This is a genomic window from Comamonas sp. 23, from assembly GCF_049601575.1.
In the GTDB taxonomy this organism is placed as follows: Bacteria; Pseudomonadota; Gammaproteobacteria; order Burkholderiales; family Burkholderiaceae_C; genus Comamonas; species Comamonas squillarum.
This window is the reverse complement of record NZ_CP187127.1, coordinates 4,126,972-4,138,396: the sequence shown is the minus strand read 5'-3', so window position 1 is coordinate 4,138,396 and position 11,425 is coordinate 4,126,972. Positions and strand designations below refer to the sequence as shown.

Annotated in this window: 8 protein-coding genes and 1 tRNA gene; 2 read left to right on the top strand and 7 right to left on the bottom strand. The window is 64.0% G+C overall.

Annotated features, from left to right (window positions below; translation table 11 throughout):
* Positions 1 to 405 precede the first annotated feature (405 nt).
* Positions 406 to 480, bottom strand: a tRNA-Arg gene (locus tag ACPEE1_RS18760).
* A 207-nt stretch (positions 481 to 687) separates the two neighbouring features.
* Here ACPEE1_RS18760 and ACPEE1_RS18755 point away from each other — a divergent pair.
* Entirely contained in the window at positions 688 to 1,389 is a 702-nt protein-coding gene (locus ACPEE1_RS18755; RefSeq protein ID WP_182345084.1) for an MOSC domain-containing protein, read from the top strand.
* Positions 1,390 to 1,518: 129 nt separating this feature from the next.
* Here the strand turns inward: ACPEE1_RS18755 and ACPEE1_RS18750 are convergent, their stop codons facing one another.
* From ACPEE1_RS18750 to ACPEE1_RS18740, 3 genes are read right to left on the bottom strand one after another with little or no spacing between them, the layout of a single operon-like run.
* Positions 1,519 to 5,916 (bottom strand): translocation/assembly module TamB domain-containing protein, encoded by a 4,398-nt coding sequence (locus tag ACPEE1_RS18750; protein ID WP_423934369.1) that lies wholly within the window; start codon positions 5,914 to 5,916, stop codon positions 1,519 to 1,521.
* Positions 5,917 to 5,919: 3 nt separating this feature from the next.
* The gene (locus tag ACPEE1_RS18745) at positions 5,920 to 7,806 is read right to left on the bottom strand and encodes an autotransporter assembly complex protein TamA (RefSeq protein WP_182345086.1); all 1,887 of its coding nucleotides are present in this window, start codon (positions 7,804 to 7,806) and stop codon (positions 5,920 to 5,922) included.
* 2 nt (positions 7,807 to 7,808) lie between these two features.
* Positions 7,809 to 8,996, bottom strand: a complete 1,188-nt coding sequence (locus tag ACPEE1_RS18740) for a vWA domain-containing protein (protein ID WP_423934365.1) — start codon at positions 8,994 to 8,996, stop codon at positions 7,809 to 7,811.
* 73 nt (positions 8,997 to 9,069) lie between these two features.
* Between ACPEE1_RS18740 and ACPEE1_RS18735 the strand changes: the two genes are divergently transcribed.
* A complete protein-coding gene (locus ACPEE1_RS18735) occupies positions 9,070 to 9,663 on the top strand; it encodes a hypothetical protein (RefSeq protein WP_182345087.1) in 594 nt (197 codons plus the stop codon).
* Between the two features lie 19 nt (positions 9,664 to 9,682).
* Here ACPEE1_RS18735 and ACPEE1_RS18730 read toward each other — a convergent pair whose 3' ends face one another.
* The 3 genes from ACPEE1_RS18730 to ACPEE1_RS18720 are packed head-to-tail and all read right to left on the bottom strand — an operon-like array spanning position 9,683 to position 11,375.
* The gene (locus ACPEE1_RS18730; RefSeq protein WP_116924673.1) at positions 9,683 to 10,276 is read right to left on the bottom strand and encodes a GNAT family N-acetyltransferase; all 594 of its coding nucleotides are present in this window, start codon (positions 10,274 to 10,276) and stop codon (positions 9,683 to 9,685) included.
* A 9-nt stretch (positions 10,277 to 10,285) separates the two neighbouring features.
* Complete coding sequence (locus ACPEE1_RS18725; RefSeq protein ID WP_021025345.1) at positions 10,286 to 10,513, bottom strand: hypothetical protein; 228 nt, start codon at positions 10,511 to 10,513, stop codon at positions 10,286 to 10,288.
* A 7-nt stretch (positions 10,514 to 10,520) separates the two neighbouring features.
* Entirely contained in the window at positions 10,521 to 11,375 is an 855-nt protein-coding gene (locus ACPEE1_RS18720; RefSeq protein ID WP_021025344.1) for an AAA family ATPase, read from the bottom strand.
* Between the last annotated feature and the right edge of the window lie 50 nt (positions 11,376 to 11,425).

Sequence of the window (11,425 nt, the reverse complement as noted above, 5' to 3'; positions counted from 1 at the left end):
GATAGCCGTCATCCTTAACTTCAGTGGCTCGGTCCAAGATACAAAAAATCCGGCAAAAAGCCGGATAACGCAGGTCAGATCTTTCAAGCAATTTGGCCCAGGTCAGCCAATCAATGCAAAGGGTGGGGGCTCGCCGGGTTTGGGTAACAGGCGCGCCTCGCTCTAGAGCCGCGCCGGAGCGACTATAGCCTTGCGCTGGAGCCAGTAGTGGGTGGCAGCGAACAATGGTCTGCGCCGGCCGGCTTTCGCCGCCACAGACAAAGACGAGCGCAGGAATGCAGTACGCACCAATGAAAAAACCAGCTAACGACCTGCCGAAATAGGTCTAATTAGTCTGGTTTTGTCCCGGTCTTGTCCCGTTGGTGTTTTTATAGCACTTCTGTGCTTGATTCCATTGCAGAATCTTGGTCCCCCCGACAGGAATCGAACCTGTATCTAGCGCTTAGGAGGCACTCGTTCTATCCATTGAACTACGGAGAGGGACAGCGGTGTATTGTAGAGGACTTGCAAAGCTCCCAAGCCAATCTGCGACGTCACGACGCTGGTGCCTTCCGTTTCGACATGGTTGGGGCGCAGGGGCTCAGCGCCGCCTGCCGCGAGAGCGTCTCTGCACCGCTGGCCATTCCCAGCATGGGAAGTGCAAAATGGCAGCGCATGTTCCCCGTTCATCCCCTCCCACTTCCCTCCTTGGCCGACCTCCAAGACAGCTGGCAGCCCATGGGTACGCTGCAGGCGCTCTACGTCAGGATGGGCCAGGAGCCTGAACCCCGTTCAGTGGCCGAAGTTCAGGCCCTGGGAGGCTATGGGCTGGCGGGAGACCGGCATGCTTCCTCGTTATCCCCCCGGCAGTTGCTCGTCGCCGGCACCGATGCCTACCAGCGCTGGGGCTTGGCGGAAGGCTCGCTCCGAGAGAATATACGGGTGGATTTCTCCACCAGCGAGCTGGCCTCCGGTGATCTGTTGCGCATGGGCAGCGAGGTCGTCATCGCGATCACCTTCCTCTGTGAACCTTGCCGGTTGCTGGAGCGCAGGTGCTCGGGGACGCTGGCTTCGATCGGCCGAGACAGAGGCATGCTCGCTCGCGTGTTGAGAGGCGGAACCATTCGCCGTGGTGCCGGGGTATCGCTGTGCCGAGCCAAGGGGCCAGCCTTTAGCGACCAGTGGCAGGAGAGGGTTCAACACGTGGCCTGCGCGGTGCCGGAGGGTTCCTGGATCAGCTATCGGCAGCTCGCTGAGATGGCAGGCGTGCAAACGGCCTACTGCAGAGCTTTCCCCAAGGTACTGTCCCAGCTCCCAGAGCGCATGGCCGCCAGAGTGAGGAGCCAGCGCGATGCGCCGGGCGTTGCGCCGTGGTCCGGTGCTGGATTCTTCGATATGGGCATGGATTGATGCCTACGCTGCCAGCGCAACGCTGAGCCTAACGTCTGCGGAACCCCTGGCAAACAGGCCCCCGCCGTTTGGCAACTGCAGGGGCCTGTCATAGGTCACATCGCGCATGGCACGCGCTCATGGGCTCCATCAGTCATAGCGCAAGGTATAGATCAGGTCCAGCGCGCTGGTCGTACCGGCTGAGCCGCGCAGCTGCAGGTTGCGTGTGAAGTCGTAGAAGATGTACAGCGCACCCAAGGTCCCGGCCAGGCCCGCTTCGTAGGTCACGTACAGGTCTTGCGACAGGCGCTTGCCGACGGACAGGCTGGCGGAATCGCGGTCGGTGCCGCCAATGCCGATCTCGTCAAAGCCCAGGCTCTTGGCGATATTGCCGGTCACGCTCTCGCCCGAGCCTCCGCTCAGCAAAGCCAGTGCGGCCTGCTGTATCAGCGCACTGCTGGCGCCACCTTGGCCAGGATCACGGCCCATGACCACCCAAGAGATCTTTTCCGCATCGGGCATCTCCGGGTTGGAATACAGGCTCACGCGCGGCGCCTGCGCCGAGCCGCTGACCTGCACGCCGGCCTTGACGGCGATATTGGGGCGCAGCGCCAGAATATCGAGTGAGGGGTTGTTGTAGGGGCCGTTGAAGCGGATCAGGCCGGTTTCCACATTCAGCACCTGGCCCCAGGCGCGGTAGCGGCCTTCTTCGGTGCTGATGACGCCGGTGATGCGCGGCATGCCGATGCCGGCGCTGCCGCTGCTTTGCACATTGAGTGTGCCAGTGAGGCGCGTGGTGATGCCATAGCCTTGCAGCGCAAAGTCACGGCCCATGTCCAGCTTGATATTCAGGATCAGCGGCTTGGCGGGCTCGACCCGGCCGGCGGGGGCATCGAGCTTGGCCTGTGCGGCCTTGGCCGCTTCTTGCTTGGCTTTTTCTGCGGCGGCTGCGCGGCTGGCCTTGGTGCTGACCACCACATCGCTGCCCAGCTTGGGCGAGGATTCATCGGCCAGCATGATGCTGGCGCGGTCCACCTTCAGGTCGCCAGTGATGCTGAGCTGGCCCTGCTGCAGCTGGCTGCGCACCTGGCCCGAGACGCTGACCTGGCGGTCGGCGCGCACCAGCACCTGCAGCGCCTTGGCCTGGGTGCGGATGTCCATGCGGATATCGGGCGCGGCGCCGTTTTGCGGCATGGTCCAGCTGATGGTGCCGGTGGCATCGAGCGTGCCGCCGCTGGTGGGCGCGGCCGTCAGGTTGCCGCTGTAGCCGGCAATGCGCGCGCGGCTGCCTTCGCCGCCGTCAAAGTGCAGGCTTTGCAGCTCCAGCGTATTGCCGTTAAGCTGGGCGCGCAGGCTTCCGTTGCGCAGGTCCACGCCATCCAGTTGCGACTGGATATGCATCTTGTCTGCGGTGATGGTGCCGCTCCAGCGTGGGTCTTGCAGGTTGCCCGCCAGCTGCACATTGGCCGCCAGGCTGCCGGCAACGCGCCAGCCCGGTGGGGCAAAGCTGGCCCAGATGCCCAGGTCAGGCATTTGGGCCTGCACGTTGCCGGACAGCGGTGCATCGGGGGCCACGGTGGCGCCCAGGTAGTTCTTGCCTTCGTACTGCAGCGCGGTTTGCACATCGGCCGTGAGCTGGCCGGCGTTGACCGAATCCCATTGCACGCGGCTGCGCACCTGGCGGTCCTGCACGGTTAGCTCGACCTTGGCGGTGCGGATGCGGGCGATGATCGTCTGGCCTTCGGCCGAGAAGGCCTTGGAGACCGCGCCTTCCTTGCCGCTCGAGTGGAAGGTGACGTTTGTGGGCGCGCTGCCCTGGGTGTGCAGCTGCAGATCGCCGCTGGCGCGCTCGATCTCGACCTTGGCGTTGAGGCCGTTTTGTGTGTTGACATCCCAGCGGCCCTGGACCACCAGGTCAGAGTCAAAAGGGCTGTGCTTTTGCGCCTGGCTGGGATCGGGCTTTTGGAAAGCACGGATCCAGCGCAGGGGCAGGCCTTGCAGGCTGCCGGTGCTTTGCAGTTGTACCGCTTTGTCTGCCCCTTGGCTGAACTGCAGGGGGTTCCATTGCAGGGTGACCGTGCCGGGCTCGGGCCCGGTCAGCTGCAACTGGCTGGCGCCGGTGCTGGCGCGCAGTGGCTGGTTGCCGGCGGGCAGCTGCAGTTTGAAGTCCAGCGGCTGCTGCAGCTGCACCTGCCACGGCGCCTTATTGGGCGGCAGCGTGGCGCGCGCCTGCAGCTTGCTCAAGGCGCCGCTCCACTGTTTGGCCGCCGTGCTGTTGGCGGCCATGCTGACCTGGGCGGCCATCTGCTGCTCGCCATGCTGGGCTTGGGCACGCAGATCAAGCTGCACTTTTTTGAGGTTGCCGACCAGCGCCAGCTCGGTATCGCGCAGCTGCCACAGGTCCGCGGCATCGGCGCTGGTGCGCACGCTCAGCTGCGGGGTGGTGATGTTGGCATCGAGCGCAAAGGGCTGGCCGCCGGTGGGAATGCCCGCAGGCAGCTGGGCCAGCAGCCCCGCTTGCTGCAGCTGGCGCAGCGCATCGCCATAGCCGCCGCTAAAGCGCAGCTTGGCGTCGAGGCTGCCCTGGGCCAGCATGCCCTCGGGCAGCGTCTGGGCCATGCCGGGCAGCTTGCGCAGCCATTGCAGCAGTTGCTCGGCACTGCTCAGACGCAGTGCGATGGTGCCCTGGCCTTGCTGGGGCGCGGCCTGGGCCTTGGCGTCCAGGTTGGCACCGGGCGCCTGCACCGACAGCTCGCCCGCGCCACTGCGCTGGTCGATGTTGGCGGTCAGCTGCTTGGCGCTGATGTGGGCGCCCAGCGCATCGATCTGCGCGCTTTGCAGCTGCAGCTCGGGCGCTTTCCACTGGCCCTTGGCGATCACGCGGTCGATCGGCAAGCTGGTGCTCGCTGCTGTGGCCTTGGCCGGTGTGCGGCGGTCGGACGTGATGTTGGCGTCAAACACAATGGCGTCGTTTTGCGACTGGGCCGACAGGCTGCCAGACAGCGGTGCACTGTCGATGCGGGTGTCGACCAGCGCCGGGTTGATCGCGCGCAGCGCCGCCTGGATGCCGGCATGGTGGTCCGCCAGGCGGTAGTGGCCTTGGGCACTCAGGCTGCCGCTGCCCAGTTGCACCTGGCTGCCGCCTAGCACATCAACACGCTGGCCATCAAACAGCGCATGGGTCTGCACGGCGCTGACGGGCAGGTGCTGGTGGTTGATAGGGCCGGGCAGGGCGTTGCTGAGGTCGATCTGGATATCGAGCGGCACCGGCAGCAGCGCAGGGGGCGCGGCGGGCTTGGTATCTGAGGTGTCTGAACCTGCTGGTGCAGCGCTGCTGGTGGCCATGGGGTCCACCGGCACATCCAACAGTGCGGGCGCTGGATGGGCGGCATGGGTGCTGCTGAGCAGATCAGCGGCCGCCTCCGTCACAGTCAGCTGGCCATTGAGCAAGGTGGTGGGCAGGCTGGGCAAAAAGGCAGCCAGGTTGACGCTTTGCAGCTGGGCTTGCGCGGGGCCCAGCGGCCAGGGGCGCCAGGGGTAGACGGTGGCATCGACGTTGGCCTGCATCGGCGCGGCGCCCGCCAGCGCCTGGGCGGAACGGGCGGCCTGGGCCTTGGCGGCTTTCTCTTGCGCCGATGGCGCCTTGGCGGCCGTCTTTTTGCGGGCGGCGGTGGGTGCCGGTGCATCGGCAGCGGCAGGCTTGGCGGCAGCTGCCTCAAACTGCGGCTTGACCTGGGCCTGCACGCGCAAGGCGGCATCCAGGCCGGACAAGGTGCCGGTCACCTGCACACCGGCATCGGCCAGGATGGCGGGCAGGGTGTCGGTGGCGGGCTGGTCCAGCTGGGCTTTCAGATCGGCAGCGATCTGCATGGGCGCCAGCGCATCCACATCGGCTTTGAACTGCAGGAGGCTGTTGAAGGCCTCGACCTCGTCGATCTGCAGCTGGTGCTTGTCCGCCGCATAAAGGTAGTGGCCCTGCAGTTGCGTGACGGTGATGGGCTTGGGCGCAGCCCAGACAATCTCGTCCACCGCGAAGGGCACCTCCAGCACGCGCAGCGGCAGGGGCAGCTGCTCCAGAGGCTGGCTGGGTTCCTTGGGTTGGTCGATGCCCGACGGCGTGATGCTGAGCTTGGCGATATGGATGGGCGCCAGGCGCAGCTCGCGGTCCCAGATCTTGTCCAGGCTCCAGCCGATGGTGGCTTGCTCGACCTGCACGCTGATCGACGGGTTGCTCCACTGCAGCTGGCCAATGCTGCCGCCGCCGCGCAGGCTGCCTTGCACGTCCTGCGCTTGCAGTTGCATGCCGGCCGGCAAAAAGCGCTGGGCCAGGGCGATGCTTCGGGCGAGCGAATCGTTCTGCCCGGTCCACCACCAGGCACCGCCCACGAGGGCGGCCAGCAGCAGGATCAGGGCGACGAACAGCCACAGCAGCACGCGCACGGCGCGCCGTAGGCCGCTGCGCTTTTTGGGGGAAGAAGGGCCGCTGGGCGGCGACGCCGCTGGTTGCGCTGCGCTGGCGGTTGGTGCGGTTGCGTGTGTATCTGCCATGTTTTAGAAGCTGTATCCCAGACGCAGGTGCAAGCGGAAGCGTTCGTCTTTCAAGCCGTAGGCCACATCGGCCTGCAGCGCGCCCACGGGGCTGCGCCAGCGCAGGCCCGTGCCAATGCCCCAGTAGGGCGACAGATCACCGGCCTTGTCGGCGACCGAGCCCACATCGGCAAACACGGCCGATTCCCAGGCGCTGATCTCGCCATTGCGCACCAGGGGGCGCTGGTACTCGACACTGCCCACATACATATAGCGGCCGCCGTAGACCTGGTCATCGGCCACGCGGGTGCCGATCTTCTTGTAGCCATAGCCGCGCACGGTGGTGTCACCACCGGTGATGAACAGCTGGGTGGCCGGGATCACGGCCGAGTCCTTGGCGAGGATGGCGCCGCCCTCGGCCCGCAGTGCGATGCGCGCGCTGCGCGAGCTGCCATTGGGCGCGGTGACCTTGCCTGCCGGCACAAAGCCTTGCCAGCGCAGCAGGCTGCGTACAAAGGGGTCGCGGTCCGGCGTGATGGTGTAGCCCGCGCCCAGCTCGGCGGCAATGCCGTAGCCGCGCGTGGGGTCGGTGTTGTTGTTGAAATAGCGGCCCGTCCAGCCGTAGTTCACGCTCAGCGCGCTGCTCGATGGGATCTTCTCCTGGCCCTGCACCGACGAGAAGTCGTACTGCAAGAACGCGCTGCGGTCGATATGGTCGCTGCTTTTTTTGTGGCCGCCGCGCAGCTGCATGGAGTTGACGGTGAAGTCGCCATTGAGCTCGCGCTTGACCTCGCCCGCGCCAAAGTAGGCCCAGCCACTTTCCTTGGGCAGATCGGTCCATTCGGTGGACAGCAGCTTCTTGTCACGCTCGAAAGAGAACTTGCTCACCGCCCGCCAGCCCAGCCAGGGCATCTTGTTGTGCGTGTGGTCCAGGCTCAGGCGCGGCCCGGTGTCGGTGGACATACCGATACCGAACACCACCTTTTGCATCTTGGCCTCGCGCACCTGGGCGATCACCGGTGCTTCCTTGGGGTTGGCGGTGTCGGTGTCCAGCGTCAGAAACACCGAGTCGTAGTAGCCGCTGCCCGCCAGCCGGGTCTGGGCGTCGAGCATGTCGGCCTCACTGTAGTTCTGGCCGCTGGGCAGGCGCGCAATGCGGGCTATGCCTTGGGCGTCGTAGCGCTCGGCGCCTTCGATGCGCAGCGGACCAAACTTGTAGAGCGGGCCGCTGTCGTAGCCCACCGAGAGCTTGGCCTCGTTGGTATCACCATCGATATTGGCCTGGCTGTTGCTGATCTTGGCCGTGGGGTAGCGGTTGCGCTGCAGGCTGCGCAGGCCCTCGGACTTGGCGCTGCTCCATTCTTTCTGGGTAAAGCCCTCGCCGGGCTGCAGATCCCAGTTGCGCTCAAAGCGCGCGCGACGTGCGGGAAAGTTCTTCTCCTGGGTCACTTCGCCGCTGTAGTCCAGTTCCACCTCGGTCACCTTGGTCTGCGGGCCGGGTTCGACCTCAATGACCAGCTGCGGGCGCGCCTGGCTGTTTTCTGCCGATATGCCGCTGTCGGCGGGAGCCGCTCCGGTGTCATAGGCATCGATCTTGATCTCGGGGCTGAAGTAGCCCAAGGTGCCCATCAGCTCACGCACATCTTCATCGGCGCCGCCCAGCAGGCGCGTCATCTCCGTCATTTGCAGGCCGGGAAAGTTGCGGTAGCGCTTGAGCTCCACATACTGCTCCAGGTATTCGCGCACCTTCTTGGGGGCCTTGACGGTGATATCAAACGCGGGCTCACTGCTGGCATGCGTCGCGGAGTCGTCCGCGTCATCGGCCTTGGGAGTGCTGCTGCAGCCTGCGAGCAGGGCAGCAGTAAGAATAAAAAACGCCGGCAGAACCGGCGTTGTCAGACGGTGTCGCATGGTCACTTTGACAGCAAGCGCATGGTGTCCTCCAGCCCTTTGAGTGACAGAGGGAACATACGATCGCCTACGAGTTGTTGTATCAGGCTGATGCTTTGGCGATATTGCCACACGCCTTGCGGCTCCGGATTGATCCAGGCGTGTTTCGGAAAGGCATAGGTCAATCGCTTCAGCCACTCGGCCCCAGGTTCCTCATTGTTGTACTCAACAGAGCCCCCGGCTTGTAGGACTTCGTATGGACTCATTGTGGCATCGCCCACAAAGATGAGTTTGTAATCTTTGTTATATTTTCTGATGATGTCCCAGGTGGGGAATTTCTCAGCGTAGCGGCGTTTATTGTTCTTCCACATATAGTCGTAGACGCAATTGTGAAAATAATAAAACTCGAGGTGCTTGAACTCGCTTTTGACGGCGCTGAATAATTCCTCGACGCGTTGAATATGGTCGTCCATGGTGCCGCCCACATCCATCAGCAGCAGTACCTTCACATGGTTATGGCGCTCGGGCACCATCTTGATATCGAGGTAGCCGGCATTGGCGGCGGTCGCGCGGATGGTGTCTGGCAGGTCCAGCTCCAGTTCATTACCTTCACGGGCAAAGCGGCGCAGGCGGCGCAGTGCCACCTTGATATTGCGGGTGCCCAGCTCCTGGGTGTCGTCGTAATCGCGGTAGGCGCGCTGCTCCCAGACCTTGACGGCGCTGCGGCTCTTGCCCGGGCCGCCAATGCGCACGCCTGCCGGGTTATAGCCACCATGGCCAAAGGGGCTGGTGCCGTTGGTGCCAATCCATTTGTTGCCGCCTTCGTGCCGGCCTTTTTGCTCTTCCAGGCGTTTTTTGAGCGTCTCCATCAGCTCGTCCCAGCCCATCGCCTCGATGGCAGCCTTTTGCTCGGCGCTGAGCTCTTTTTCCAGCACCTGCTTGAGCCAGTCCTCGGGCAGCTCCTTCTTCCAGTCGGTGAGCATCTCCATGCCCTTGAAGTAGGCGCCAAAGGCCTGGTCGAACTTGTCGAACAGCTTTTCATCCTTGACCAGGCATAGCCGGGCCAGAAAATAAAAATCGTCCAAGCTCCAGGCGTCCTCGGAGCGGGGCCCGGCCAGGCCCTTGTCCAGGGCTTCGAGCAAGGTGAGCAGCTCCTTGACAGACACTGGCAACTTGGCCGCGCGCAAGGTGTAGAAAAAGTCTATCAACATGGTCTTGTAAACAATCCGTAACAGTTTGGCGCTAGCCTTTCCAGTCTAACGGGTACTCAAAAGGCAAGCTGTCATGGTGATGATCAAAACGGACAAGGCACGCCAGGCGTTGCGTGACCGCGGCAGCCTGTCCGTGCAGGAGCGCCAGATTCTGATCTTGTGCGATGGCAACCGCTCGCGTCAAGAGATCGCGCGTTGGGTCGGGGACAGCGCTGGCAGCGTGCTCGATGCCTTGGTCACGGCAGGTTATCTGGCGATGCAGCAGCCACCCGCTCCACCACCTCCGGCTCCCGCACCGCCACCGCCACCGCCTCCCGTCGCAGCACCTGCGCCCGTGCCTGCGCCAGTGCAGGTGGCGCCCAGCCCGGCCGCCGCGCCCGTGTATGTCGAGCAAACGCGAGCCAGCCAGGGCAGCAAACGCTCGCTGGCGGGCTGCAAGATGTATGCGGTGGGGATTTTGCAGATGCAGCGCAGTGCCGATGCAATGGCGCTTGCCGTGCGGGTGCAGCAGGCCAGCGACGAGACAGAGCTGCTCCTGGGCCTGGTGGACATGGTCACCTTCCTCGAGCAGATGACCAACACCGGCTATGCCGACAATGTCAAAACCCATCTGCGCCAGATTCTGCCGGAGCAGTACCTGGGCGTGCTGAACCTGCAGACGGCTTAAATCAGCCGTTTCTTTAATCTCAGCGCGGCTGGTTCAGCAGGTAAAGCAGCTGCGCCTTGGCCTCGGGCCATTCACCGGCGAGCATGCTGTAGAGCACGGTGTCGCGCACGGTGCCATCGCGGCGCGGTGCATGGTGGCGGATGACGCCGTCCTTCTTGGCGCCCAGGCGCTCAATCGCCCGCTGGCTGGCAAAGTTGTAGTTGTCGGTGCGCCAGCCCACGACGGCGGCGCCCAGCGTCTCAAAGGCATGGGTCAGCAGCAGCAGCTTGCAGGTGGTGTTGACATGGCTGCGCTGCACGCTGCGGGCGTACCAGGTGTAGCCAATCTCCACGCGTTTGAGCGCCGGCACGATGTCGTGGTAGCTGCTGGTGCCCAGCAGCTGGCCGCTGGCCTCGTCCACCACCGCAAAGGGCATGCGGCTGCCCGCTTCGCGCATCGCCAGTGCCTGCTCGATGTAGGCGCGGGTGTTCTCGGGCTCGGGCACCGAGGTGACGCGGATGTTCCACAGCTCACCGTCTTGCGCGGCGGCGCGCAGGCCCGCCTCATGCGCCAAGGTCAGCGGGGTCAGCAGCACGCCACGGGCGCGCAGTTCGGTGGGTTCTACAAAGGCCATTGCCTCGTCCTATTCAGTGTGGTTGTTGCGGCGGATGCGCCAGCGCCGGGCCAGTTGCAGGCCGGCGCCGCCGCCCAGGCCCACCAGCGCAATGGCGGCGATGCTGCTGGCGCCATAGCCTTCGGAGAACAGCTGCCAGCCCAGCAGTGCGCCAATGCCCCAGCCCAGCAGCGCGCCGGCGAGAAAACCGGCTGCATCGCTCAGCCCTTCGATCAGCAGTTGCTGTGGGGTGGCCATGGCGGCTTTAGCGGTTGCGCTGGTTCATGAACACCAGCTTTTCAAACAGGCTCACATCCTGCTCGTTTTTCAGCAACGCGCCCACCAGCGGCGGGATGGCGATTTTCTGGTCGGCCGTCTGCAGCACTTCGGGCGGAATGTCCTCGGCCACCAGCAGTTTGAGCCAGTCGATCAGCTCGCTGGTGGAGGGCTTTTTCTTCAGGCCAGGCAGGTTGCGGATGTCAAAGAACACCTTCATCGCCGCCGACAGCAGCTCCTGCTTGAGCGCAGGAAAGTGCACGGCCACGATCTGCTGCATGGTCTCGGCATCAGGGAACTTGATGTAGTGGAAAAAGCAGCGGCGCAGGAAAGCGTCCGGCAGCTCCTTTTCGTTGTTCGAGGTGATGACCACCAGCGGGCGGTGCTTGGCGCGGATCATCTGGCGCGTCTCGTAGCAGTAGAACTCCATGCGATCGATTTCGCGCAAGAGGTCATTGGGGAATTCGATATCCGCCTTGTCGATCTCGTCGATCAGCAGCGCCACCGGCGCGTCGGCCGTGAAGGCCTGCCACAGCACGCCTTTGAGGATGTAGTTGTTGATGTCCTTGACGCGGGCTGCGCTCTCGGGGTCGGCGAGCTGGCTGTCACGCAGACGACTGACCGCATCGTACTCATACAAACCCTGCTGGGCCTTGGTGGTGGACTTGATATGCCACTGCAGCAGCGGCATGCCTAGCGCCTGTGCAACCTCCTCCGCCAGCATGGTTTTCCCTGTCCCTGGTTCCCCCTTGACGAGAAGCGGTCTTTGAAGGGTAATTGCCGCATTGACCGCCAGCATGAGGTCATTGGTCGCGACGTAGTTCTGTGTGCCTTGGAATTTCATGGAAGTGGATGCAGAATCGTGATGACGGGGCCAGTACAGCGTTGACTATA

Excerpts from the sequence above, each read along its gene's own strand:
- ACPEE1_RS18725 (WP_021025345.1), bottom strand. The coding sequence starts at position 10,513 with ATGGCCACCCCACAGCAACTGCTGATCGAAGGGCTGAGCGATGCAGCC.
- ACPEE1_RS18735 (WP_182345087.1), top strand. The coding sequence starts at position 9,070 with ATGGTGATGATCAAAACGGACAAGGCACGCCAGGCGTTGCGTGACCGC.
- ACPEE1_RS18750 (WP_423934369.1), bottom strand. The coding sequence starts at position 5,916 with ATGGCAGATACACACGCAACCGCACCAACCGCCAGCGCAGCGCAACCA.
- ACPEE1_RS18730 (WP_116924673.1), bottom strand. The coding sequence starts at position 10,276 with ATGGCCTTTGTAGAACCCACCGAACTGCGCGCCCGTGGCGTGCTGCTG.
- ACPEE1_RS18720 (WP_021025344.1), bottom strand. The coding sequence starts at position 11,375 with ATGAAATTCCAAGGCACACAGAACTACGTCGCGACCAATGACCTCATG.
- ACPEE1_RS18740 (WP_423934365.1), bottom strand. The coding sequence starts at position 8,996 with ATGTTGATAGACTTTTTCTACACCTTGCGCGCGGCCAAGTTGCCAGTG.
- ACPEE1_RS18745 (WP_182345086.1), bottom strand. The coding sequence starts at position 7,806 with ATGCGACACCGTCTGACAACGCCGGTTCTGCCGGCGTTTTTTATTCTT.